The following is a 22955-nucleotide window of genomic DNA, read 5'->3' as shown; positions in this document are numbered from 1 at the left end:
GCGGCTTAGAGGCCGGAAACCCGTCCTGCCGCCGGCTCTTCCATGGGGTTGAACTTCAGCACGTCGTCGAGGGCGAGGGTGCCCGTGGGCTGATCCTCCTCCTCCAGCAGATAGAGGCGCTGGATTCCGATCACGATGGCATCAGCCACCGTCTGCCGGAACACCGGATCGGCAAGACGTTCGGCGTCTTCGCGGTTACTCAAATAACCCAGATCCAGGCCCACCGATGGAATCCCGGAGAGCTTCAGGGTGTCCCAGGTTCGTCCGTGCACGCCCAGACTATCCATGCCGGTGCGGGCAGCCAGTTCCTTCAGGAGCAGGATGGCGGCCCGGTGGCCGATGGGGGACCGCGCCTCGCCGGTGCCCGGCAGGCCCCAGTAAAAGGCTGCAATGCCGGACGCTGCCTGCTGGTCCAGCCAGTCACAGTGGAGGTCCAGGCTGAGGCTGGGGACACTCTCGCCGTCGCCGTTGCCACCTGTGGAGGCCGAGGAACGAGAGACAACCCCGGCACCGAATTCACGCAGGATCCGCTCCACCCGCTGGCCGATGTCCGTGGCAACCAGTGCCTCGGTCAGGGGCCGGGAGGTTAAACGCTCGACGGCGTGGGGAGAGGCCAGCTCCGAGTTTCCAGTGCTCAGGGCAATCAGGCGCCCGCGCAGTGCCGCGGTGGAACGGTCCAGCCGCTCATAGTCCCGCAGCGCAAAGGCCTGGCTGGGTGTGATGGCGCGGTTGACCCGTGCCATGGCGGACATGGTGTCCGCGTCGCACACGCCGCTGCCGGGAATACCAAGATTGTGCTGCAGCTCGGCAACGGCGTAGCGGGTGCGTACGTTGAATTCGCCGTCGATATGGCCGTAGTAAAAGCCCAGGTGTGAGAGGTGCCGCTGGAGCTCGGCCACGTCGTCTCCCCGCGGTGGAGCAACACCATCCACCAGGGCAAGGGTGCGGTCCCCGAAACGGAACTGTGCTTCGGCCAGCGCGCGCAGGGTGTCGGGCCCTGCCACGCCGTCGACGATGAGGCCGCGGCTCTGCTGGAAGGACCGGACGGCGGCGTCCACATGGTCGTCAAAAAGGGTGGGGTTATTAACGGAGTCCGGAGCCAGATAGGACATGGAGATGCCGGCGTGGAGCAGCGCTTCACGAAGCGCTACAACACGCCGGCTGGCGTCCATTCTCCGCAGGGCTTCTCCTGCCGAGTGCATGGTCAGTGACCTACTTCAGGAAAGCCGCGAATTCCTGTTCCAGGACCTGCTTGGGCTTGGCGCCGATCGATGTGGCGGCAACCTCACCGCCCTGGAAGACGTAGACGGCGGGAATGGAGGTGATGCCGTACTTCGCGGCGATGGCCGGGTTGTCATCCACGTTCACCTTCACCACATCCACCTTGTCCGCGTACTGCGCAGCGATGTCGTCGAGGATGGGGGAGAGCATGCGGCACGGGCCGCACCATTCCGCCCAAAAGTCCACAATGACCGGCTTGTCTGCGGTGAGGACGTCGGCGCCGAATGAGGCGTCGGTTACATCTTTTGCGTTGCTCATGTGTTGCTCCTAACAGGTTTTACGAACATTTAGAGTGCAGCGTTCTCGGACACGGCTTCTGCCGGCGGGGTGGGTACCTCTGCCGCTGTCTTGACCGAGTCGCCAAGGTCGGCCAGATAGTGCTCGACGTCGATGGCCGCCACGCAGCCGGAACCCGAGGCGGTGATCGCCTGCCGGTAGGTGGGGTCAATGACGTCGCCGGCAGCGAAGACGCCGGGAAGTGAAGTCTTGGAGGTTCGGCCTGCGACGGCGATGGTGCCTTCGCTGGTCAGTTCAAGCTGGCCCTTGACCAGGTCAGTCCGGGGATCGTTGCCGATCGCCACGAAGACACCGGTGACGGGGAGGTTGGACTCCGTGCCGTCCACGGTGTTCCGCAACCGCAGCCCGGTGACCTTGTCCTGGCCATCGATGCCTACAACTTCGGAATCCCAGACAAAGCGGATCTTCTCGTGGCTAAGGGCGCGGTCCTGCATGATCTTGGAAGCACGCAGGGTGGAGCGGCGGTGGACCACGGTCACGGTGGAGGCAAACTTCGTGAGGAACAGTGCCTCTTCGAGGGCAGAGTCTCCGCCGCCGATGACCGCGATGTCCTGTCCCTTGAAGAAGAAGCCATCGCATGTGGCACACCAGCTGACGCCGCGGCCGGAGAGCCGCTTTTCGTCCTCGAGTCCCAGCTCCCGGTAGGCCGAACCGGTGGAGATGATGACGGAGCGGGCCAGGAAGGTTTCACCGGTTCCGATGGTCACCTTCTTGACGTCGCCGTCGAGGTCCAGGCTGGTGACATCCTCGAAGAGGATTTCAGTGCCGAAGCGGGCAGCCTGTTTCTCGAACTGGGCCATCAGATCCGGTCCCATAACGCCTTCGGGGAAGCCGGGGTAGTTTTCCACGTCGGTGGTGTTCATCAGCTCACCTCCGGCGGTAACGGAGCTGGCGATCAGCAGCGGCTTGAGGTTCGCGCGGGCCGTGTAAACGGCTGCGGTGTAACCGGACGGACCGGAACCAACAATGATGACGTCGCGTACGCCGTCGGCGGCAGCGGGGGTTTCGATGCTCACGGTTAGGTGTTCCTCTTCCTGTTGAAAACTCAAGTGATCCGGCAACAATCCTTGCGGATCCCGGTGAACCCAGGGTGCCGTTTTCTTACTTCGGGATTAGTTGGCACAACCGTTGCACGCTCCAGCTTATTCCGGGCAGCCCGTCCGGCACACGTCAGGGGATCGGGCCGGGGGCATCCCGGCCTGATCCCCTGACGTTGAGGGGTTAGGAGACGCCGATTTCTGCGATCCGCAGGCCCCAGGGGTAGGCAGCCTGCAGTCCGCTCAGGCGCGGCAACTGAGTGAAGTTGACGATCACGTACTGGGCTGTGGCCGTTTCCCCGTTTGTCTTGGGTACCGGGATGCTGGTGGTCGGGCCGGTGAATCCGGTCTCAGCAACGGTGACGGCGCCTTCCAAGGTGGGAGTGTCATTGAGCAGCACGGAGAAGCTGCCGCCGGTGCCGTTCAGCTGGGTGATGTCGATCTTGTTGATCGCGGATGCCTCTTCGAGCTCGACGACGAGCGCAAGGTTGGGAGCAAACCCGCCGAAGGTGTCGTTGGCGTAGACGTAACTTGACCAGTAGGTGGCCGGATTGCCGTCAAGGATTTCGGGAAGCGCGCCGTCATTTTCGGCATCGAGTTCGGGATTGGCAGGTACCAGACGGCTGATCCCGGCGGGCACAGGTGCCACGGCGGCCGGCGCTTCCTGCGCCGGGGCTTCGGTGGGGGCTTCCGCCGGTGCCGTGGCCGTGGGTGTCGTTTCGGTGCCTGCCTGGGGATTGTTGCTGAACTTGCCCAACGTGCTCACGGAAAGGGCGACGGCGGCCACCAGGACCAGCGTCAGGACGGCACCTACCAGGACCCGGCCCCAGGTGCGGTTGCCGCGCCCGGAAGTTTCCTCCTCGTCCTCGTCGTACTCCGCATCGTCGTCGTCCTGATAGCCGCCGCCGGAGCCTGCGCTGGCGGCGACAAGGGACTTTGGAAAGCTGGAGGGCCGGCGTGCGGGCTCTCGCTCGGGGGTATTGCCTGCCGAAGTAGTGGATGCCGAAGCATGCTGAACGTCCGTGTCCTCGTTGGCCGGTGCATCCTCGGAGTAGTCGGTTTCGGTCCAGCGTGAAACTTTGGGGTTCTGGCCGGTAGCCGGAGCACTGTCACGGACAGGAAGCCCGGATTTTGGCCGGATACCCGGCGGGGGCGGCATGGTGGCCGCTCCGGTGGCAGCTTCAGCAGGGGCATCGGCAGCGTCGCCAAACTCCAAATCGCGGGCGGCAGCGGCTTCCTCGGCGCGTGAGATTGCTGTACCCGTGCCGGCTGCGGCACCGGCCCGGCCAAACTTGGGAAGCTTCGGCAGCGGACGGCCGGACATCAGGGGCTTGCGGGGTGCACGCTCCTGAGTCTCCTCTACATACCTGTCACCGTCTTCCGATTCCGGTTCCCGGGAGCGGGGCATTCCAAAGATCTCGGAACCGAGGGTATCGGTGAAAAAAGGTTCAACAAACGGGGCATCGCGCTCAATGACCAGGTCCAGCAGGTCCACGGCGTTGGCAGTATTGGTGACCAGATAGGTGCGGCCGTCACTCACGCCAAGGTCCAGGATCTGGACGTTGCTGGCCCGTTCCCCGGTGGCAATCTCGCGGGCGCTGGAGCTGACCTGCGAGGTGTTCTCCGGCGCGGCAAGAAGAATGCTGACGGCGCGGTTGAGCACCTGGTCCACGCCGTCGAGGACCAGGTCATTCTCCGCTGAGGCGAGCACCTGGGCGGTCACTTTATAGCGCCCGCCCAGTGTTGAGCCTACGTCTACCGGCTGTGGCACGTGTTCCTCCCATGGAAACGGCAAATTACTGCGTTCTGTTTGCTGCGGACTGACCTGCTGCTTGTTTGTTGATGAGACTGCATCGCATGCTTTGTACCCATGCTACCCGCGCGGATTGGCAATTCCTTCAGCAGGCACGGGCCGTTCCGGTATGTGGATGGTGCGCCTAGCGTCCGATCTTTGCCAGGATCGGCTTGAGGAAGGCGTCGAGCTCCTTCACCTTAAGGGCACGCAGCATGAAGTAGTAGGACACTGCCATGAGTGATCCGCAGACCAGCAGGGACACCAGCGAGCCGGTCAGAGAGGACCAGGCAAAACCGTCCACCGAGTAACCCCCGAGCATTCCCAGAGCAGCGGACCCCACGGCGCCGCAGCCCAGGGCCGCAACAGTCATCCGGACATGGGCGTCGAAGATGTCCGCGGCGCCGTAGTGGCCCAGCTTCCTGGTGAGGAAGATGTGGCTGACGATGACGCCGGCAACGTTGCCCAGGGAATAGGCAAGGGCCAGACCGAAGATGACCCGGTTGGCAGGCAGGGCAGAGGCGCCGAAGGCAAGCAGGATACCGAAGACGGAGAGCATGATCTGCATGACCATGGGCGTTTTGCTGTCCTCATCGGCGTAGAAAGCGCGGTTCATGAGGAAGGTGGCGCTGAGGAACGGGGCGCTGACGGCGAGCATCACCAGCACCTGTCCTTGGACCGCAGCCGAAGCAGTGGACCCGCCGCTGAGCCACATGCTGATGGGGCCCGCGAGCACCACCAGTACGGCAGAGCAGAAGACGGTGGCCACTCCAATGGTCCGCAGCCCCGTGGCGATGGTGTCGCGGACCTGGGCCAGGTTGCCTTCGGTGAAGGCATGGGACATCTGGTTGAACAGCACTGTGGCCAGGGAAAGCGTGATCACCGAGTGCGGAATCATGTAGAACATGGAAGCAGTTTCCAGGTTCACCTGGCCGGCAATAACCTGCGGCGGATTCATGGCTGCATAGGCAGGACGGGCGGCCGTGGCGATCGTGGCAACGTTGTTGTAGATCAGGTAGGCGCCGTTGCCCACCAGCATGGTGATGATGGTCCACTTGGCGACCTTGCCGGTCTGCCGCAGACCGATGCCGCGCAGCCGGAAAGTGGGACGCAGGCCCAGCCCCAGCTTCTTCAGCGGTATAAGCAGCACGGCTGCCTGCGCGACAATGCCCAGCGTTGTGCTCCCGGCCAGAATCAGAGTGGCGGACGACGTCCAGCTCTCAGGCGAGAACTTGTTCTCTGCCTCGGTCCCCATCAGCAAGATGAACAGGATCACGCCGGCAATAGCCACCAGATTGTTGACCACCGGAGCCCACATATAGGCACCGAACCGCCCGTTGGCATTCAGCGTCTGGCCAATGATGGCGTAGGCGCCGTAGAAGAAGATCTGCGGAAACAACCAGTAGGCAAACGTAGTGGCCAGGGGAAGCTGGGACTCATCCAGCCGGGTGACCAGGGGCAGGATCCACGGCGCCGCGAAGGTAGCGGCCACAGTCAGGATGCCCAGCCCGACCAGACCCAGGGTCATGATGGAGGAAACATACTCCCGGCCGCGGTCCGGCCGTTTGCTGGCCTTGATGATCTGCGGGACCAGGACGGCATTGAACACGCCGCCGGCCAGCAGCAGGTAGATGAAGTTGGGCAGCACATTGGCGTTGCTGAAAATGTCCGACACCAAGCCGGCATTGCCAATCGCCACGGCCAGCAGTGCTGTCCGGACAAGGCCTAGGACGCGGGACATCAGGGTTCCGGCTGCCATGACCGCGCTGGAACGCGCGGTGCTGGGAGCGATTATCTTTTCGGCCATGGTTTCCCTATGTTCTCACTCCACACGTGCGGCGCTTAAACCGGAGGTCCCGGCGGCACACCGGAGTGCGGAGGGCAACGGCCGGGAACTCTCAGAGGTAGCGGGGAAGGATTTCCCGGGCAAGGTCTGCAATACGCCGCTCATTCGGGAATGAGAGCCGCTTGCCGAGCTCGGCCAGGGGGACCCAGGCAACGTCCACGGCCTCGTGGTCCGGATCGTTTTCGATGGTGAGCTGGCCGCCGGTGGCTGCCAGCAGGAAGTGGTGCACAGTCTTGTGTACCCGGTGGCCGCTGACCGTGAACCAATAGTCGATGCTGCCCAGAGCGGTCAGGATTCGTCCGTCAATCCCGGTTTCCTCGGCGATCTCACGGATGGCTGCTTCGCGGCTGTCCTCTTCGTTCTCCGGATGGCCCTTGGGCAGGCACCATTCCAGCCGTCCGCCGCGGTTGAGCCGCGCGATGATGGCCACGGGAAGGTCCGGAGAGGTGGAATCCACCACAATGCCCCCGGCGGAAACCTCTTCCACCGTAGGCAGGGAGGCATGCACCGGATGCGCGCCGGCGCCGCCCATTGACGCCGTCAACGGGGTTCGCTTGGGTGCGCTCGGTACGGGATGGGCCATAGGACCACTCTAACGATCTTTGTCCGGGGATGATGACTGTGCGGGAGCGCCCCGGAGGGGAAGCGGGAACCCTCGGCGTGTCCGGGTCCCGTGAGGCGTCTACTGTGCGTCTTCCGACCTTTTATCTGGCACGCTTAAAGCACTATGGCGCACCTTTTTGACAGTTCGGCCCTGAAAACCCCCCTCCCTTCCGTTGTTGGCGACCTCGGGGAGTTATTCCAAGACGCCGGCTACGAACTCTCCCTCGTGGGCGGACCGGTGCGGGACCTCTTCCTGGGGCGCGTCTCCCCGGACCTTGATTTCACCACCAACGCCCGTCCGGACGACATCATCGGCATTATTCGCCGCTGGTGCGACACCTATTGGGAGATCGGGCGCGCCTTTGGAACCATCGGCATGCGCAAGGGCGGCTTCCAGATAGAAATCACCACCTACCGGGCTGACGCTTATGACCCGGACTCCCGCAAACCGGCGGTGGCCTTTGGCAACAACCTCGAAGACGACCTCTTCCGCCGCGACTTCACCATGAACGCCATGGCGCTGCGGCTGCCGTCAATGGAACTGGTGGATCCGTTCGGGGGAGCGAAGGACCTGCAGGCAGGCCTCGTGCGCACCCCGGGTGCCCCCTCGACGTCGTTCTCTGATGACCCGCTGCGCATGATGCGCGCCGCCCGCTTTGCCTCCCAGCTGGAAGTGGACGTGGCGCCCGAGGTGTTCGAGGCCATGAAGGACATGGCGGGGCGCATCACGATCATCTCCGCCGAGCGCGTCCGCGACGAACTCGTGAAACTGATCAACGGCAAGGCTCCCTGGACCGGAATCGATCTGCTGGTGGAAAGCGGATTGGCCGAGCATGTTCTGCCGGAGGTGTCAGCCCTGAAGCTGGAGATCGACGAGCACCACCGGCACAAGGACGTCTACCAGCATTCGCTGACGGTGCTCCGGCAGGCCTGCAGTCACGAGACAGGGGCCGACGGAGATGTGCCGACTCCGGATTTTGTCCTGCGGTTCGCGGCACTGATGCACGACGTCGGCAAGCCCGCCACCCGCCGCTTCGAACCCAACGGATCGGTCAGCTTCCTGCACCACGACGCCGTGGGATCCAAGCTCACCGCCAAACGGATGAAAGCGCTGCGCTTTGACAATGACACCGTCAAGGCGGTGTCGCGGCTGGTGGAGCTGCACATGAGGTTCTACGGCTACGGAGATGCGGGCTGGACGGATTCCGCCGTCCGCCGCTACGTCAACGACGCCGGCCCCCTGCTGCAGCGGCTGCACCGGCTGACCCGTTCCGATGTCACCACCCGCAACCGGCGCAAGGCGGACCGCCTGGCCTTCGCCTACGACGACCTCGAAGCACGCATTGCAGCGCTCGCCGAGCAGGAGGAGCTGGCCGCGATCAGGCCGGATCTGGATGGCGAGCAAATCATGGCCCTGCTGGGTATCCGGCCGGGTCCCGTGGTGGGCCGCGCCTACCGTTTCCTCCTGGAGGAGCGGATGGAAAAGGGTCCCTCCTCGGAGGCGGAAGCTGCCCAGCTGCTGCGCAGCTGGTGGGCCGCACAGCCGGAAAATTCCGAAAACTCCGAACCCTCAGCGGCTGGTGGGGCCGAACCTGCCGATGCCTCCGGTGAACCCTCCGCTGAGAGCTCCGAAGAGGCTGCCGTCAGCGGCGGTGCCAAAATGGAGGCGGACGGAAACCCGTCCGAAGAAGCGGAAGGAAGTAAATGAGCGACGCTGAGGACTTCGGTCCGGCGGTTCCGGATACGACACCGGCAGGCACCCGACTGCCGCGGCTGTGGCTTCTGCGCCACGGTGAAACGGAGTGGTCCCGCGAGGGAAACTACACCGGTCTGACGGACATACCCCTGACGGAGGCCGGGGAGGCACAGGCGGTTGCCGCCAGGGAAAAGATCGGGGAGATCGACTTTGACCTCGTGCTGTCCTCCCCGCTGGTCCGCGCGCGGCGTACCGCCGAACTCGTGGGCTATTCGAATCCGCAGATCCTTCCCCACGCCCACGAATGGGACTACGGAGACAACGAGGGACGCAAGAGCACCCAGGTCCGGGCGGAGAACCCCGGCTATCTGATCTGGAATGACGGCGTACCCAACGGCGAAACCCTGGATCAGGTGGCGGCACGGGCGGACCGCATCATCTCGCAGGTGCAGGCCGGTTGCGGAACACCGATGGACCGGGACCCGGAGGCGGCCCCGGTGGAGAAAGTCCTCCTTGTGGCACACGGACACTTCCTGCGGATCCTAGCTGCCCGCTGGCTGGGTCTTCCGGCCGATCAGGGCCGGCATTTTGTTCTCGGAACAGCTGCGGTCTGCACGCTCGGCTGGGACAAGCACACCCCGGCAATAGTGCGCTGGAACTTTTAACAAAAAAAGAATGTAAAAAGTTTCCGTAAATGCCTTGGCACGGAGTGGAAATCTGTTGTATGTTTTATCTGCGGCCACCTTTATTGCAGGTGGATCCCGCTCTAGCGAGTAGCACCAGCACATTATTCCGGCCAGCAGTTTAGTGTCCGGTCCATCCGCAAGTCCATGCACTCATGAAAGGGAGGTGGGGTTATGATCATCCACAAATTCCTCACTGCCACGACGGCCGCCTGCCCGCAGGCCCGCACGTCCACCCCTTCGACTGCAGGGCCGGATCTCCGGCCTTTTGGACGGCGGGTGGCCGGCGCTGCGGGCGGCGGACTGACCGGACTGGCGGCCTATGGAGTGTCCTGGCACGGCTCCCTGATCCTCGGCGGCCGCGGGTAACCACGGCACGGACCGTTTCGCGGCCCTGATCCACCCTTCAAACCCCTGAAGCCCTCAGCGGTGTCCGCTGCACGGGCACCTGCTGCTGCGGCCTTGCCGCATAGCGGCGTCGGCGGGTTCGGAGGATGGCAGCGACCCCTTTCCGGCACTGTCGTGACTGCTGTGGCACCCTCCCGATATGCGGCTCCGATACTGCTTTGACCTGACCGTATTCCGGGCAGGCACTGCTGTTCTCTCCTGACATCAATTCGAAAAGCAGAATTCCTCGAATAATGCCAATCATCCGGTGCCGCTTTCCCTTGTTCCCTTGAGGGCTTTTCCCTTCTTTATGTCTTTCTTTTGCGTGCCCTAAAAGTCAGGGTGCCTTTTCCCGGAGTTTACTGTGCCCAATTTCAGCCTGCCCATTTCCCCTTCCCCTGAAGCCCCTGAATCCTTCGAACTCCCTACACCGCCGCTGCCGCCGTCAGTGGTGCCTGCCCCTCCGCCGTCGGCCACGGAAGAGAGCGAACCACCACAGCGCATCCGAAAGGAGGTATTCGTCATGTTTAACCGTCTGCTTGCGTCCTTTGCCCGGTCCGAAGCCATTCACCAGGCCCGCCTGGACCAGTGCTGGAACGGCTCCCAGTGGCATCTGATGGGACACAGCACCTGGTCGGTGAAGTAGCAACCCGAACCGACCGGGAACAAAACCGGGGGAGTCCGCGCTGTAGTTTGCGGGCTCCCCTTTTGTCCGGCTGCTGGTGCTGTTACGGCTGTAGGGCGGGTGAATCGATGTACGCAGCTGCAGCAGGAGAAGCAAGGTCACCCGGAACCGCGGAAACCATGCTCTGCGCAGTGTCGTTATAAAGTCAGTAGGGGACAAGGACACGGCTGGCCGGGAAGGGAGTGCTGTTTGCTTCAGGTAAAGCGCGTTGCGATGCTCTCCCTGCACACATCGCCCTTGGAACAGCCTGGCTCCGGCGACGCCGGGGGCATGAATGTGTACGTCCGCTCCGTTGCTGTTGAGCTGGCGAAATCAGGCGTCGAGGTGGAGATCTTCACCCGCGCCTCCGATCCGCGGCAGCCAGCGGCCGTGGAACTTGCTCCCGGCGTGACGGTCCACCACGTGGCTGCCGGTCCGCGCCGAAAGATCGCCAAGGAATCCCTGCCCGGTCTGGAAGCGGATTTGGCCTCCGGAGTCACCGATCTGCACCCCTACCCAGCCCGCCGCCGGTTCGACGTTATCCACTCGCACTACTGGGTCTCCGGCACCGCAGGCCTTGCGGTTGCGCGGGCGTGGGATCTCCCGCTGGTACACACCATGCACACCATGGCCCGGGTGAAGAACCTACGGTTGCAGCCCGGAGAAAACCCCGAGCCCCGGGTGCGGATCAACGGGGAACAGGACGTCGTGGACGGCGCCACCCGCCTGATCGCCAATACCAGCACCGAAGCAGCCGAGTTGGAGTCGCTGTACGGAGCCGATCCCCGCGCCGTTGACGTGGTGGCCCCGGGTGTGGACCTGCAGGTTTTCTCCAGCCGGAATTCCGGCGCGGCCCGCGCCCGCCTGGGCATCGCACGGAACGTGTTCCATCTTGTGTTTGCCGGCCGGATTCAGCGGATGAAGGGCCCCCAGGTGCTGGTCCGGGCCGCCGCGGAGCTGCACGCCCGCCGTCCGGACATTCCGCTGCACGTCACCATCCTCGGTGCCGGCAGCGGCTCAGAGGTACTAAATTTGCAGCCGCTGGTCGATTCGCTGGGGCTCCAAGGGCACGTTTCGCTCCATCCCCCCGTGGGCGCCCCCGATCTGGCGGACTGGTTCCGGGCGGCCGACGTTGTAGCGGTGCCCTCCTTCAGCGAGTCCTTTGGGCTCGTTGCCCTTGAAGCGCAGGCCTGCGGCACTCCCGTGCTGGCCGCCAACGTGGGCGGGCTGCCCAAGGCTGTGGAACACGGCCGCACCGGACTGCTGGTGGACGGGCATGAGAGCGGCCGCTGGTCGGCTGAGCTGGAACGGCTGTACGACGACGCCGGGCTGCGGCGTGCGCTCGGTTACGGGGCCGCCGTGCACGCTTCCGAGTTCGGCTGGAAGCGCACCGCCACTCTCACGGCGCAGAGCTACCGGCAGGCCGCCGAGCAGTTCTCCTCGCACTCCGTCCGCTGATAGCTTGGACGAACGTCACAACTGTCGGTGAAGACCATCGACGGGAACCGGAAGGACCGCAACGATGCGCGCTGCCGCTGACATATCCAGTGATTTGGAAATCTCCCGTCGGGCGGTGATGAAGCCCATTACGGAAATCGCCAGGGCGGCAGGCATCCCCGAGGAAGCCCTGGAGCTCTACGGGCGCCATAAGGCCAAAGTGGATCCGCTGCTGGTTCCCCCGCGGACGACCCGGGGCAAGGTGGTGCTGGTCACCGCCATGAGCCCCACCCCCGCCGGCGAGGGCAAATCCACTGTGACCGTGGGACTCGGCGATGCCCTGGCAAAGGCCGGAGCCAACACCGTCATAGCCCTGCGGGAACCGTCCCTGGGCCCGGTGCTGGGCATGAAGGGCGGAGCCACGGGCGGCGGCTACTCCCAGGTGGTCCCCATGGAGGACATCAACCTGCACTTCACCGGCGACTTCCACGCCATCACCACGGCCAACAACGCCCTCACCGCACTGGTGGACAACCACATCTATCAGGGCAACGAGCTGGGGATCGATCCGCGGCGCATCACGTTCCGCCGGGTCATGGACATGAATGACCGCTCGCTGCGGGACATCGTGATTGGACTGGGCGGGCCAACACAGGGCACTCCGCGGCAGGATGGCTTTGACATCACCGTGGCCTCCGAGATCATGGCCGTTTTCTGCCTCGCCCGGGACCTCGCAGACCTCAAGGCGCGGCTGGCCCGGATCACTGTGGGCTACACGTACGACCGCCGGCCGGTCACCGTCAGCGACCTCGGAGTTCAGGGGGCCCTGACGCTGCTGCTCAAAGACGCCGTCAAACCCAACCTGGTCCAAACCCTGGCCGGCACGCCTGCCCTGGTCCACGGCGGACCGTTCGCGAACATTGCGCACGGCTGCAACTCGGTGATTGCCACCGAGCTGGCCCGCACCATTGGGGACATTGTGGTCACCGAGGCCGGCTTCGGCGCGGACCTGGGAGCGGAAAAGTACATGGATATCACCTCGCGGGCCGCGGACGTGGCCCCGGACGCCGTCGTCGTGGTGGCGACAATCCGCGCGCTGAAAATGCACGGCGGCGTGCCCAAGGACCGGTTGGACCAGCCGGACCTGAGCGCGCTGGAGGCGGGGACAGCCAACCTGCGCCGGCACATTGGCAACATCCGCAGGTTCGGCCTGGACCCCGTGGTGGCCGTAAACTCCTTCACCACTGACACGCAGGAAGAGCTGGACTGGCTGCTGCGCTGGTGTGAGGGCGAGGGAGTGGCCGCGGCCGCAGCGGATGTCTGGGCCCGCGGCGGCGGCGGAGACGGCGGCGATGCGCTGGCTGCCAAGGTGCTGGCTGCACTGGAAAAACCCGCGTCCTTTCAGCACCTGTATCCGCTGGATCTGCCGGTGGAGGAGAAGATCCGCACGGTGGTCCGGGACATCTACGGAGCCGACGACGTCGAATTCGCCTTGCCTGCCCTGCGCCGGCTGGAGGAAATCAAGGCCGGGGGATGGGACTCCCTGCCCGTTTGCATGGCCAAGACCCAGTATTCGTTCTCGGACAACGCAGCTCTGCTGGGAGCGCCCACCGGTTTCACGGTGCACGTGCGGGATCTGATCCTCAAGACCGGAGCGGGATTTGTTGTTGCGCTTACCGGGGCAGTGATGACCATGCCCGGACTGCCCAAGGTGCCGGCGGCGCTGCGCATGGACGTCGCCGCCGACGGCACTCCCTCCGGGCTGTCCTAGCCCGCCGCCCTAGCCCGCCGCCCGCTTCACCGAGATAACAGACGGTGCTCTTCCCGGCGCTGGGAAGAGCATCGTCTGTCATTTCGCGTGATGGAAGGAGGGGTTAGCGCTCCACCTCGCCCCGGATGAACTGCTCCACCTTTCCCTTGGCGATGTCATCGTTGTACTGCTCCGGCGGGGACTTCATGAAATAGCTCGACGCCGAGAGGATGGGTCCGCCCACGCCCCGGTCCAGGGCGATTTTGGCGGCCCGGATCGCGTCAATGATGACACCGGCCGAGTTGGGGGAGTCCCAGACTTCCAGCTTGTATTCCAGCGACACCGGGGCATCACCAAAATTGCGGCCCTCGAGGCGGACAAAGGCCCACTTGCGGTCATCGAGCCAGGCGACGTAGTCCGAGGGGCCGATGTGCACGTCGTCGGCCTTCAGATCCGCTGACGTGTTGGACGTGACGGCCTGGGTCTTGGAGATCTTCTTGGACTCCAGCCGCTCCCGCTCCAGCATGTTCTTGAAGTCCATGTTGCCGCCCACGTTGAGCTGATACGTGCGGTCCAGGATGACGCCGCGGTCCTCGAACAGCTTGGCCATCACGCGGTGGGTGATGGTGGCGCCGATCTGGCTTTTGATGTCATCGCCCACGATCGGAACACCGGCAGCAGTGAACTTGTCCGCCCACTCCTTGGTGCCGGCGATAAACACCGGAAGAGCATTCACGAAGGCCACGCCTGCGTCGATGGCGCACTGCGCATAGAACTTGGCCGCCTGCTCCGAGCCCACCGGAAGATAGCAGACCAGGACATCCACCTTTTCGGCCTTGAGGACCTCGAGAATGTCCACGGGCTCCTCGGTGGACTCCACAATGGTTTCGCGGTAGTACTTGCCCAGGCCGTCCAGCGTATGGCCGCGCTGCACGGTGATGCCGGTGTGAGGCACATCCGCAATCTTGATGGTGTTGTTCTCGCTGGCGCCGATGGCGTCGGCCAGATCCAGGCCCACCTTCTTGCTGTCCACGTCAAAGGCGGCCACAAACTGCACGTCATTGACGTGGTAGGGGCCAAACTCCACGTGCATCAGCCCGGGAACAGTCAGATCCGGGTCTGCATCGCGGTAGTACTGCACGCCCTGTACCAGGGACGCTGCGCAGTTGCCGACACCAACGATTGCCACCCGAATGGGGTTCTTAGCCACGGTTCTCCTTTGAAGAAAGTTTTCTTCTGCCGCACCTGATGCGGCAGGACCGGCCCAGTCTACGGCCTCAACCCGGATGCTTCGTGTGCTAGATCACACTGTCCCCGGCATGTATTCCGAAAATGGTGATGGGTGACAGACACGACTTCGACTCCGAATTCAGCCCCGGCCCCGTGCCCTCCCGGCCGGCCCGCTCTACCGTGGAAGGTACGGAACGGCAGGCCTAGCAGGGAGAGCAACGGATCAACCGGACCGGTGAGCGAGAGCAGCGGCTTGGCGTCGCCGTCGGCCTCCGCTGCCGCAGGCCTCAATGCAGCCGTCCTCGTCTCCAACGGGAGTCAACTGCTGCTCGAAGATGCGACACTCGACGCTTCTGGGACAGGAGCAGCTGGGGTGGACGGAGCCTCGGTCAAGAGTGTCTTCAACCTTGTCACTGGCCGACGAAGCGAAGCTTTCGGCCGGCTCCGGAACACTGGTGAGTGTCACCGGGAAAGGCGGGGCCGCGGCCAGATCAGCAACATCACCGGAAACGGCTTCCACCTGACATGCGACGCCTCAGCCGCCGCATATGCTTACCTGGCCGGGGACAGGTATTCCCTGATCGGAGGAGGAGACCTGACCCCGGAACAATGACGGGGGCCCGCAGGGCTGGGCGGCATACTGGTAACCATGGAGCCTAAGCCCAAGCCTCGACGCCTGCCGTTGCGGATAGTGGTGCCCAGCCGCAATGACCCGCTCCTCAAAAACCTGACCGAAGGCATCGGCGGTCCGCTGGGCCGGTACACCGCGCCGGGCCTCGTCACGCCGGGATTCTTCACGGTGGAGCGGGTCTTGATTCTGCTGACCACCGCCGCCGCGTTGCTGGCCGTCCTGGTGAAAACCCCGTGCCGGATTAACGGCTGGAGTGCCCCTGACCACTTTTATCAGGCCTGCTATTCGGACTGGCCGGTCCTTTTCGATTCCCGCGGGCTGGGGCAGGGCGTTTTCCCCTTCCTCACTCCGGACGCCGGCTTTGAGTATCCGGTGCTGCTGGGCCTGCTCGCCGGCGCCACCGCGCTCCTGGTGCCCGGTGACGGGGTGTCCGCGGAGCGGGCGCTGGGCTACTTTGATATCAACGCCGTCCTGGCCGTCCTGGCCTGGCTCGCCACAGTGCTGGCGACCATGCGCATGGCCAACCGCAGGCCGTGGGATGCGGCCATGGTTGCGCTGGCCCCGGCCCTGATCCTGTCCGTCTTCATCAACTGGGACATCTGGGCCGTCCTGCTGGCCGCTTTGGGCATGCTGGCGTTTGCCCGCAACCGCCCCGTCCTCGCCGGCGTGCTCCTGGGGCTGGGAACGGCCCTGAAGCTGTATCCGGTGCTGATCCTTGGCGCGGTCCTGGTCCTGGCCCTGCGGACGCTGCGTCTGCGTCCGGCGTGGCAGGCGGTCGGAGCGGCCGCCGCCGTCTGGCTGGCGGTGAACGTTCCCTTCATGATCGCCGACTTCACCGGCTGGAAGTATTTCCTCACCTTCACCGGTGAGCGCCCGGCGGGCTATTCCTCGGTGTGGTTTGCCTGGAATATTGTGGCCGACCGGTGGGGTCAGGCCGCAGCGGAGGCGCAGTTCATCAACTTCTGGGCTTATTTCCTCTTTGCCGCGGCCTGCGCGGGCATCGCCCTGCTGGGACTGGCCGCACCGCGGCGCCCCCGGCTGGCACAGCTGGCTTTCCTGATTGTGGCGGCGTTCATCCTGACGAACAAGGTCTATTCCCCCCAGTTTGTCCTGTGGCTGATTCCGCTGGTTGCCCTCGCCCGGCCCCGCTGGCGCGACTTCCTGGTGTGGCAGTTCTTCGAGGTGCTGCACTGGTGGGCCATCTGGATGTACCTGGGCGGGCTCACCTCCGGCGGCTCCGACCGGAACAACATTGATGCCGCCATCTACGTCTGGGCCGTGGCCGGTCATGTCCTGGCCACGGCGTGGCTGATGGCCAGGGTGGTTGGTGACATCCTGAACCCGGCCCGTGATCCGGTGCGCCGGCTCGACGTCGATGATCCCCAGGGCGGTCCCTTTGACCACGCGCCGGATCGGTTCCGGCTGCATCGCAAACTCTCAGGCACCGGCCGTTCCCGGCGCCCGGCACAGGAAGCAGAAACCCCATGACGGATGTTTCAGTGGTCGGCTCCGGACCCAACGGCCTGGCGGCCGCCGTCATTATGGCCCGGGCAGGGCTGTCGGTGCGTGTTTTTGAAGCGGCCGCCACGGCCGGCGGCGGCACCCGCACCAAGGAACTGCTGGAGCCCGGGTACCGCTACGACGTTTGCTCTGCCGTGCATCCGATGGCGCTGGCTTCTCCGTTTTTCCGCCGGTTTGGCCTGGCGGAGCGCATCACGCTCACCGTTCCGGAGATTTCCTACGCCCACCCGCTCGACGGCGGCGACGCCGGGCTGGCCTACCGGGACCTGGAACGCACCGTTCAGGGGCTCGGACCCGACGGTCCCGCCTTCCATGCGCTGATGTCCCCGCTGGTGCGGCGCAGCGAGGACATCACGGAGCTGCTGATGTCCCCGTTGATCCGCGGCTACCGCAAGCCGGCGGCGGCGCTGGCCTTCGGCCGGGCCGCCCTGGACCAGGGAACTCCACTGTGGAACCGGCGTTTCTCCACCGACAAGGCACCGGCCCTGCTGACCGGCGTCGCGGCTCATCCGGTGGGGACCATGCCGTCACTGCCCTCCGCCGGCGGCGGGCTGCTGCTGTCCCTGCTGGCGCATACCGTGGGATGGCCGGTGCCCGAGGGCGGTTCGCAGGCCATCGCCGATGCCATGGTCCGGGACCTGCAGGCGCATGGAGGTGAGCTGGTGACCGGCCACCGGGTGGCCTCCCTGGAGGAAGTCCGCAGCTCCAAGACGGTTCTGCTGGATGTGTCCCCGGCAACACTGCTGGACCTTGCCGGGCCCCGGCTGCCGGAATCCTACCGGAAGGCACTGGAACGGTTCCGGTACGGCAACGCGGCCTGCAAGGTGGACTTCATCCTCTCCGGCCCGGTGCCCTGGGCCAACAACGAGGTGAACCGGGCCGGAACCGTGCATCTGGGCGGACGCCGCGCCGAACTGGCCGCGGCCGAAGCGCAGGTGGCAGCCGGCCGGCATCCGGAGAAGCCCTATGTGCTGCTCTCGCAGCCGAGCAGCTTCGATGCCACCCGTGCCCCGGCGGGCCGCCACATCCTGTGGACCTACTGTCATGTTCCCGCCGGCTCCACGGTGGACATGACTGAAGCCGTCACTGCGCAGATCGAACGTTTTGCGCCCGGCTTCCGTGACGTCGTCGTCCGCTCACAGGTGACGACGGCGGCGGACCTGGAACGCTACAACGAAAACTATGTGGGTGGAGACTTTGGCGGCGGTGCCGTGAGCCTGTGGCAAATGGCGGCCCGGCCTGTGCCGGCCCTGAATTCGTGGCAGACTCCACTTCCCGGCGTCTATCTGTGCTCAGCGTCCACGCTGCCCGGGCCGGGTGTTCACGGCATGGGCGGATTCCATGCCGCCGGACTGGCGCTGCGCCGGGACCACGGACTGGGGATGCCGGAGCTGGGGGCAGGAAACTAGCCGGCGTCGGGGCCGCGGGCGGGGGAGGGCGCCGGAAGCTTGTATGTTGGAATCCGGCGCAACGCCGCTCACGCTCTGCAGGGGGAATGGACGATGCACAACCAGGACGGCGGTATGCCGGAAAATCCGGATACCCTTGTTCCGCCTGCCCGCCCCGCCCATCGCAATCCGCGGTGGTGGCTGGCAGCGCAGTCCGCACTGTTTGCCTACGGCCTGACCCTGGGCGCAGCACTGGTGATGATGGCGCTGCTGGTCCTGGGGTTCTTCCTGGGCGGCGCCGGTGCCCTCAACGGCATGAATGATTCCGCGTCCAGTATGGGTGCCAGGCTGGACGGCCCCTCCGCGCTGCTGATTTACCCGTTTTTCCTGGCCGCCATGGCGCTGGGCAGCACAACGGTCCTGACGGTCTCGCCGGCGGTGTTCAGCGACGCCGCACTGCCTCTGACCAGTGTGTGGATCGGCGTTCTCCCGCTTTTGCTCACGGTGGTGGCAGCCGGCGCGCTGTGGCACCTGGGCCGCCGGGCGGAGCGGAAGTCAGCGCTGGAGTCCGATGGGCTCCGCTGGCTGTATTCCGGCGGAACCGGGCTGGTGCTGGCCGTCGTGTCCGTGCTGCTGAGCCTGGCTTCTTCACTGCGTTCGGACACCGAAGCCGGCGCTGTGTTCCTGACCGCGGCATCACCGAGCCTGGTGGCAGGTTCGATCCTGCTGGGCACTGTGGCCAGCTGGGCGGGACGCAAGAAGGAATCGGGAACTGCCCTGCAGTGGTTCGGCCGAGTGGAGCGCATCCTGCCGGGATTACGTGCGGCCCTGCGCATTGCCGGCTGCCACTACCTCGCCTATACCGCCGTGGCCGGAACTGCACTGCTGGTCACCGCCCTGGTTCGAGGTGGAGCAGCCATTGCCTTCGCCTCCCCGCTCTGGCTGCCGACGGCGTCAGCCTGGGCCTACGCTGTGGGTCACCTGTCCCCGGTAACAGACCAGGGGCTGATGCTTTCCTGGCAGCTTCCGGCCTCCGTGGCCGACCTGAGCGGATGGGGAAGCGCGCTGATTGGCGGCTTGGGGCTGCTGCTGGCAGCAGCGGCCTCGGTGGCCTGGTCCCTGATTCGCAACCAAGATTCCCAAGCGGTCCCGGCGCCGTCCCTGCCGAAGGCCTCCTGGCTGACCCTGCCGGTGGTCTTTGGTCTGGCCGGCGCAGCCGTGTCGGTGTTGAGCCTGATCGCGGCAGGAGAGGGCGCAACCGGCGGCGGCATTGGGCCGGGAATCGGTACTTTGGGGCCGGCCTGGTGGACGTTCCTGGTGATGGCGGTGTGGGGTGCTGCGATCGAGTTGGGGGCGCGGACGCTGGCGCCGCATGTGGTGCACCTGGTGCCGGCGCGGGTGGGCGCGTTCTTCACCGGCAACGCTCCGAAGTAGCCCGGCGGGGCCGGGAGGAGACCTGCTTCCCTTGCGCTCCGCGCGTCGGCGTGGCGAACTGGAAACAGGAGGTGTGCCGATGACCGAGCACCTGAACAACCACCACCGGGACACGCTGGATCAGATCCTGCGCCATCCCACCAGTTCCAACATCGAGTGGAAGAGAGTGCGGTCCCTGCTTGAGGCAGTGGCCGACACCACCCGGGAACACAATGGGAAATACGAGGTCACCCTCGCCGGGCAAACGGACTATTTGGAGCCGCCGAAGGGTAAGGACATTGACGAACAGACCGTGGTGGACCTGCGGAAGATGCTGACCAGGGCCGGCTACACCCTGGACACCAAGTAACCCCGGACACCAAGTAAGCCGGACACCACGTAACACCGGGAAAAGCAAGGGGACCGGCATTCGCTGCCGGTCCCACCCCCTCGCCTACTCGACGGTGAGTTCACCCATGCGTGACCAGTCTTCGCCCTCGATGACCGTGTTGATGATCTTTGGAGTCTCCACCAGAGCCTGAACCATGTCCTTCATGGCCTGCTGGAAGTGATCGCTTTGCACATGGGCGCCAGCGGCGTCGTCCTTAAAGGCCTCCACGAGGACAAACTCATTGGGGTTCTCCAGACTGCGTGACCAGTCGAACCACAGATTGCCGGGCTCGGCGCGGGTGGCGGCGGTGAAGTCCGCGGTCAGTTCCGGCCAGCGCTCCACCCATTCCGGCTTGACGTTGAATTTGACGGTAATGAAGATCATGGTCGCTCCTTCTAAGCGGTATGGCTGCGGTGCCCCGGGCAGGGCAGGCGCGGCCTTCATCGTAGGCAGGTCCGGGCGGCGGCTGGTCATCCCGCCGGCTTTGATCCGGGCAGCAGACTATTGCTGTGGCCGGGCGGGCTTCAGCGGAAGCTGTGAGAGCGGAACGTCATCGACTTCCAGGGATTGAAGTGCATCTCGGCGTACCAGGTCAAGGTAGGACACATGGTTCTTAAGTGCTGCGCGCGCCGCAGCGGGGTCGGCATCGATAATCGCCTGAGTTATCGCGGAGTGCTGATCCAACACCTGCTGCCGGTCGAGAAGGTCAACAAAAACGGTATTCGTTGCCGGACGGCTCAGATGGACTGACATCATTGCGAGCTCAAGTATTGGGTTCTTTGCGGCACGCGAGATTGCTGTATGGAAGGCCAGATCCCAATCAAGCCACTCGTCGATGCTCATGGCTGGGTCCTGGGCGGCTTCCACCGCCGACTGGATGTCGCCGATATCCTCAGGAGTGCGCCTGCTGGCAGCTAAACCGGCACAGATCGTTTCGAGGACTTCACGCGCTTCATCCACGTTCTGGACGGTAACGTTGCCAGCGCGATACCAGAGCTGAATGGCCTCGCCGAGCTGGGTGGCCACCTGTTCGGCGACGGGCACGGATACAAAAGTACCGCCCTGGGCGCCGCGGGCGGATCGGACAAGTCCGGTCGCTGAAAGCAACTTGAGCGCTTCCCGCGCCGTGGCGCGTGAAACCTCGAAGGTATCGGCGAGGTCCTGCTCAGTGGGCAGCCGCTCCCCGGGGACCCAGACCCCTGCCGCAATCGCTTCACGAAGCTGACGGGCTATCTGACCCGAGGCATCCCGCCGAACCAGGGCGACGGGTTGGAACGGTGGGCGAGACATCCAGATGGTCCCCTCGTCTAGGTAACGCGGATGTGGAATTCTCCACACCTCTTCCATAGAACCACGTGTTCGAGTACATTCATTGTCTAACAATGAATGTTAGACAATCGATGACAGGTGAACGGTGAAGAACATGGGGCAGGTTTTTGAGATTCCTGAGACAACCATTGCAGCGGTGCAGCGCGCGTACCGCAATGGGGCACTCACGGTGCGCGACCTGGTGCAGGCGTACCTCGACCGGATCCAGGACCTGGACCGCAGCGGGCCTGAGCTGAATTCGGTTATCGCGCTCTCACCAGGAGTTCTGGAAGAGGCAGAGCGACTGGACCGGCATTTTGCTGAGCAGGGTGAATTGGTGGGCCCGCTCCACGGTGTGCCAGTGCTCGTCAAGGACCAGATTGAAGTGGGCGGGATGCCTACCAGCTACGGCAGTGAGATTGCCTCAGGCCACGTTCCGGATGAGGACTCGACCGTGGTTTCACAGCTTCGCAAGGCAGGTGCTGTCATTCTGGGAACCACCACGATGCCTGACTTCGCCACGTCATGGTTCAGCACCTCATCGCGGAGCGGGCTCACGAAAAACCCCTACGACCTTTCCCGGGACCCGGGCGGCTCGTCATCGGGAACGGCAGCTGCGGTCGCAGCGAACCTGGCTCTCGTTGGAATTGGCGGCGATACCGGTGGATCCATTCGGCTTCCGGCATCCTTCTGCAACCTTGTAGGAGTGCGCGTGACCCCGGGACTCATCAGCCGGGAAGGTATGTCGAGCCTGGTGACGCCGCAGGACACCCCCGGACCCATGACACGGACGGTTGAGGATGCTGCCCGGCTTCTCGATGTACTTGTGGGCTTCGATCCCAGCGATCCTTACACCGCCGTGAATCGCATTGCCCGGCACGAGGGATCATTCGTGGATGGCCTGGCCGAGGCTACTTTGGCTGGACGGCGCATCGGAGTGCTTCGCGAAGCATTCGGGGACCCCGCAGATCCGGACGGAGCACGCGTCAACGCGGTTCTGGAAGACGCACTTAGCAAGATCCGCGAGTCCGGTGCGGAGACAGTTGATGTTCACATCGATGAGCTCATGCATCTCGTCGGATTCACGTCGCTCTATAACACTCGTTCCCATGAGGATATGGACGCCTTTTTCGCATCCCGCCCCGGCAGCGGGGTGAAGGGTATGAGTGAAGTCATTTCGAGTGGCCGCTTCCACCCTAAGCTCGACCTCCTTGTGGGCATTGCGCAGTCTCCGGCTAGTCCAAGGGATGATCGAGACTACGCCGAACGGATACTCGTGCAACAGGACTTTCAGCGCAGCGTGATGAGCATGCTCGCCGACCTCAACCTCGATGCAGTTGTGTTCCCTGATGCCAAGCTTCCGGCACCGACGCATGAAGACGTTATGTCTGACAAATGGACGTGCCTGACCTATCCCACCAATACGGTCATTGCCTCCCAGCTGCATTTTCCCGCGGTTACTGTGCCAGCCGGTTTCACGGACAACGGTCTCCCCGTCGGGATCGAGATCATGAGCGCGCCCTATGATGAGAAACGCCTGCTGCTGGTTGCGTCGGCGATTGAGAGAGCCACCTCAGCGCGACGGAAGCCACAGTTCTGA

21 protein-coding genes are annotated in these 22955 nt (G+C 64.4%); 12 read left to right on the top strand and 9 right to left on the bottom strand.

Annotation, left to right across the window (positions count from 1 at the left end):
* Nucleotides 1-5: 5 nt before the first annotated feature.
* The 6 genes from ABIB35_RS10150 to ABIB35_RS10125 all read right to left on the bottom strand — a co-directional run bounded on the left by ABIB35_RS10150 (nucleotide 6) and on the right by ABIB35_RS10125 (nucleotide 6836).
* Entirely contained in the window at nucleotides 6-1172 is a 1167-nt protein-coding gene (locus ABIB35_RS10150) for a peptidoglycan-binding protein (protein WP_354181084.1), read from the bottom strand.
* Between the two features lie 40 nt (nucleotides 1173-1212).
* Nucleotides 1213-1539 (bottom strand): thioredoxin, encoded by a 327-nt coding sequence (gene trxA, locus ABIB35_RS10145; protein ID WP_104053463.1) that lies wholly within the window; start codon nucleotides 1537-1539, stop codon nucleotides 1213-1215.
* Between the two features lie 29 nt (nucleotides 1540-1568).
* A complete protein-coding gene (gene trxB / locus ABIB35_RS10140; RefSeq protein ID WP_502915771.1) occupies nucleotides 1569-2588 on the bottom strand; it encodes a thioredoxin-disulfide reductase in 1020 nt (339 codons plus the stop codon).
* A 211-nt stretch (nucleotides 2589-2799) separates the two neighbouring features.
* The gene (locus ABIB35_RS10135; protein WP_354181082.1) at nucleotides 2800-4386 is read right to left on the bottom strand and encodes an ABC transporter substrate-binding protein; all 1587 of its coding nucleotides are present in this window, start codon (nucleotides 4384-4386) and stop codon (nucleotides 2800-2802) included.
* Between the two features lie 166 nt (nucleotides 4387-4552).
* Nucleotides 4553-6214 carry a murein biosynthesis integral membrane protein MurJ gene (murJ, locus tag ABIB35_RS10130; RefSeq protein ID WP_354181080.1) on the bottom strand — a complete coding sequence of 554 codons (1662 nt, stop codon included), beginning with the start codon at nucleotides 6212-6214 and terminating at the stop codon, nucleotides 4553-4555.
* Nucleotides 6215-6305: 91 nt separating this feature from the next.
* Nucleotides 6306-6836, bottom strand: a complete 531-nt coding sequence (locus ABIB35_RS10125; protein ID WP_354181079.1) for an NUDIX hydrolase — start codon at nucleotides 6834-6836, stop codon at nucleotides 6306-6308.
* Between the two features lie 144 nt (nucleotides 6837-6980).
* Here ABIB35_RS10125 and ABIB35_RS10120 point away from each other — a divergent pair, with 144 nt between their 5' ends.
* From ABIB35_RS10120 to ABIB35_RS10095, 6 genes are all read left to right on the top strand, one after another.
* Entirely contained in the window at nucleotides 6981-8564 is a 1584-nt protein-coding gene (locus tag ABIB35_RS10120) for a CCA tRNA nucleotidyltransferase (protein WP_354181077.1), read from the top strand.
* Nucleotides 8561-9217: a histidine phosphatase family protein gene (locus tag ABIB35_RS10115; RefSeq protein WP_354181076.1), complete on the top strand. Its 657-nt coding sequence runs from the start codon at nucleotides 8561-8563 to the stop codon at nucleotides 9215-9217. The genes ABIB35_RS10120 and ABIB35_RS10115 overlap by 4 nt, the downstream gene beginning before the upstream one ends.
* 192 nt (nucleotides 9218-9409) lie before the next feature.
* On the top strand, nucleotides 9410-9604 hold the full coding sequence (locus tag ABIB35_RS10110; RefSeq protein WP_354181075.1) for a hypothetical protein: 195 nt from the start codon (nucleotides 9410-9412) through the stop codon (nucleotides 9602-9604).
* Nucleotides 9605-10145: 541 nt separating this feature from the next.
* Nucleotides 10146-10268, top strand: coding sequence for a hypothetical protein (locus ABIB35_RS10105; protein ID WP_354181073.1), 123 nt, complete (start codon nucleotides 10146-10148; stop codon nucleotides 10266-10268).
* Nucleotides 10269-10496: 228 nt separating this feature from the next.
* Nucleotides 10497-11744 (top strand): D-inositol-3-phosphate glycosyltransferase, encoded by a 1248-nt coding sequence (gene mshA, locus ABIB35_RS10100; RefSeq protein ID WP_354181072.1) that lies wholly within the window; start codon nucleotides 10497-10499, stop codon nucleotides 11742-11744.
* 64 nt (nucleotides 11745-11808) lie between these two features.
* Nucleotides 11809-13494 (top strand): formate--tetrahydrofolate ligase, encoded by a 1686-nt coding sequence (locus ABIB35_RS10095; protein ID WP_354181070.1) that lies wholly within the window; start codon nucleotides 11809-11811, stop codon nucleotides 13492-13494.
* A gap of 103 nt (nucleotides 13495-13597) precedes the next feature.
* Here ABIB35_RS10095 and ABIB35_RS10090 read toward each other — a convergent pair whose 3' ends face one another.
* Entirely contained in the window at nucleotides 13598-14683 is a 1086-nt protein-coding gene (locus tag ABIB35_RS10090; protein ID WP_354181069.1) for an inositol-3-phosphate synthase, read from the bottom strand.
* A gap of 255 nt (nucleotides 14684-14938) precedes the next feature.
* Here ABIB35_RS10090 and ABIB35_RS10085 point away from each other — a divergent pair, with 255 nt between their 5' ends.
* The 5 genes from ABIB35_RS10085 (at nucleotide 14939) to ABIB35_RS10065 (ending at nucleotide 20026) form a co-directional block, all read left to right on the top strand.
* The gene (locus ABIB35_RS10085) at nucleotides 14939-15316 is read left to right on the top strand and encodes a hypothetical protein (RefSeq protein WP_354181067.1); all 378 of its coding nucleotides are present in this window, start codon (nucleotides 14939-14941) and stop codon (nucleotides 15314-15316) included.
* A gap of 36 nt (nucleotides 15317-15352) precedes the next feature.
* Complete coding sequence (locus tag ABIB35_RS10080; RefSeq protein ID WP_354181066.1) at nucleotides 15353-16822, top strand: glycosyltransferase family 87 protein; 1470 nt, start codon at nucleotides 15353-15355, stop codon at nucleotides 16820-16822.
* A complete protein-coding gene (locus tag ABIB35_RS10075) occupies nucleotides 16819-18264 on the top strand; it encodes a phytoene desaturase family protein (RefSeq protein ID WP_354181064.1) in 1446 nt (481 codons plus the stop codon). Before ABIB35_RS10080 ends, ABIB35_RS10075 begins: the two co-directional genes overlap by 4 nt.
* A 93-nt stretch (nucleotides 18265-18357) precedes the next feature.
* On the top strand, nucleotides 18358-19677 hold the full coding sequence (locus ABIB35_RS10070) for a hypothetical protein (protein WP_354181063.1): 1320 nt from the start codon (nucleotides 18358-18360) through the stop codon (nucleotides 19675-19677).
* Nucleotides 19678-19756: 79 nt separating this feature from the next.
* Nucleotides 19757-20026 (top strand): hypothetical protein, encoded by a 270-nt coding sequence (locus ABIB35_RS10065; protein ID WP_354181062.1) that lies wholly within the window; start codon nucleotides 19757-19759, stop codon nucleotides 20024-20026.
* Between the two features lie 84 nt (nucleotides 20027-20110).
* Here the strand turns inward: ABIB35_RS10065 and ABIB35_RS10060 are convergent, their stop codons facing one another.
* Together ABIB35_RS10060 and ABIB35_RS10055 are read right to left on the bottom strand one after the other, a co-directional pair.
* Nucleotides 20111-20431, bottom strand: coding sequence for a putative quinol monooxygenase (locus tag ABIB35_RS10060; RefSeq protein ID WP_354181061.1), 321 nt, complete (start codon nucleotides 20429-20431; stop codon nucleotides 20111-20113).
* Nucleotides 20432-20548: 117 nt separating this feature from the next.
* Nucleotides 20549-21337 (bottom strand): FadR/GntR family transcriptional regulator, encoded by a 789-nt coding sequence (locus ABIB35_RS10055; protein ID WP_354181059.1) that lies wholly within the window; start codon nucleotides 21335-21337, stop codon nucleotides 20549-20551.
* A gap of 133 nt (nucleotides 21338-21470) precedes the next feature.
* Between ABIB35_RS10055 and ABIB35_RS10050 the strand changes: the two genes are divergently transcribed.
* Complete coding sequence (locus ABIB35_RS10050) at nucleotides 21471-22955, top strand: amidase (protein ID WP_354181058.1); 1485 nt, start codon at nucleotides 21471-21473, stop codon at nucleotides 22953-22955.

This window comes from Arthrobacter sp. UYP6 (assembly GCF_040547315.1).
In the GTDB taxonomy this organism is placed as follows: domain Bacteria; phylum Actinomycetota; class Actinomycetes; order Actinomycetales; family Micrococcaceae; genus Arthrobacter_B.
Note: the sequence above shows the minus strand (reverse complement) of the source record. Positions and strands in the feature narration are given on the sequence as shown.

Bases quoted from the DNA above. Each gene is read 5' to 3' on its own strand.
- ABIB35_RS10150 (WP_354181084.1), bottom strand. From the start codon at position 1,172: ATGGACGCCAGCCGGCGTGTTGTAGCGCTTCGTGAAGCGCTGCTCCAC.
- trxA (WP_104053463.1), bottom strand. From the start codon at position 1,539: ATGAGCAACGCAAAAGATGTAACCGACGCCTCATTCGGCGCCGACGTC.
- murJ (WP_354181080.1), bottom strand. From the start codon at position 6,214: ATGGCCGAAAAGATAATCGCTCCCAGCACCGCGCGTTCCAGCGCGGTC.
- ABIB35_RS10125 (WP_354181079.1), bottom strand. From the start codon at position 6,836: ATGGCCCATCCCGTACCGAGCGCACCCAAGCGAACCCCGTTGACGGCG.
- ABIB35_RS10120 (WP_354181077.1), top strand. From the start codon at position 6,981: ATGGCGCACCTTTTTGACAGTTCGGCCCTGAAAACCCCCCTCCCTTCC.
- ABIB35_RS10115 (WP_354181076.1), top strand. From the start codon at position 8,561: ATGAGCGACGCTGAGGACTTCGGTCCGGCGGTTCCGGATACGACACCG.
- ABIB35_RS10110 (WP_354181075.1), top strand. From the start codon at position 9,410: ATGATCATCCACAAATTCCTCACTGCCACGACGGCCGCCTGCCCGCAG.
- ABIB35_RS10105 (WP_354181073.1), top strand. From the start codon at position 10,146: ATGTTTAACCGTCTGCTTGCGTCCTTTGCCCGGTCCGAAGCCATTCAC.
- ABIB35_RS10095 (WP_354181070.1), top strand. From the start codon at position 11,809: ATGCGCGCTGCCGCTGACATATCCAGTGATTTGGAAATCTCCCGTCGG.
- ABIB35_RS10080 (WP_354181066.1), top strand. From the start codon at position 15,353: ATGGAGCCTAAGCCCAAGCCTCGACGCCTGCCGTTGCGGATAGTGGTG.
- ABIB35_RS10075 (WP_354181064.1), top strand. From the start codon at position 16,819: ATGACGGATGTTTCAGTGGTCGGCTCCGGACCCAACGGCCTGGCGGCC.
- ABIB35_RS10070 (WP_354181063.1), top strand. From the start codon at position 18,358: ATGCACAACCAGGACGGCGGTATGCCGGAAAATCCGGATACCCTTGTT.
- ABIB35_RS10065 (WP_354181062.1), top strand. From the start codon at position 19,757: ATGACCGAGCACCTGAACAACCACCACCGGGACACGCTGGATCAGATC.
- ABIB35_RS10060 (WP_354181061.1), bottom strand. From the start codon at position 20,431: ATGATCTTCATTACCGTCAAATTCAACGTCAAGCCGGAATGGGTGGAG.
- ABIB35_RS10055 (WP_354181059.1), bottom strand. From the start codon at position 21,337: ATGTCTCGCCCACCGTTCCAACCCGTCGCCCTGGTTCGGCGGGATGCC.
- ABIB35_RS10050 (WP_354181058.1), top strand. From the start codon at position 21,471: ATGGGGCAGGTTTTTGAGATTCCTGAGACAACCATTGCAGCGGTGCAG.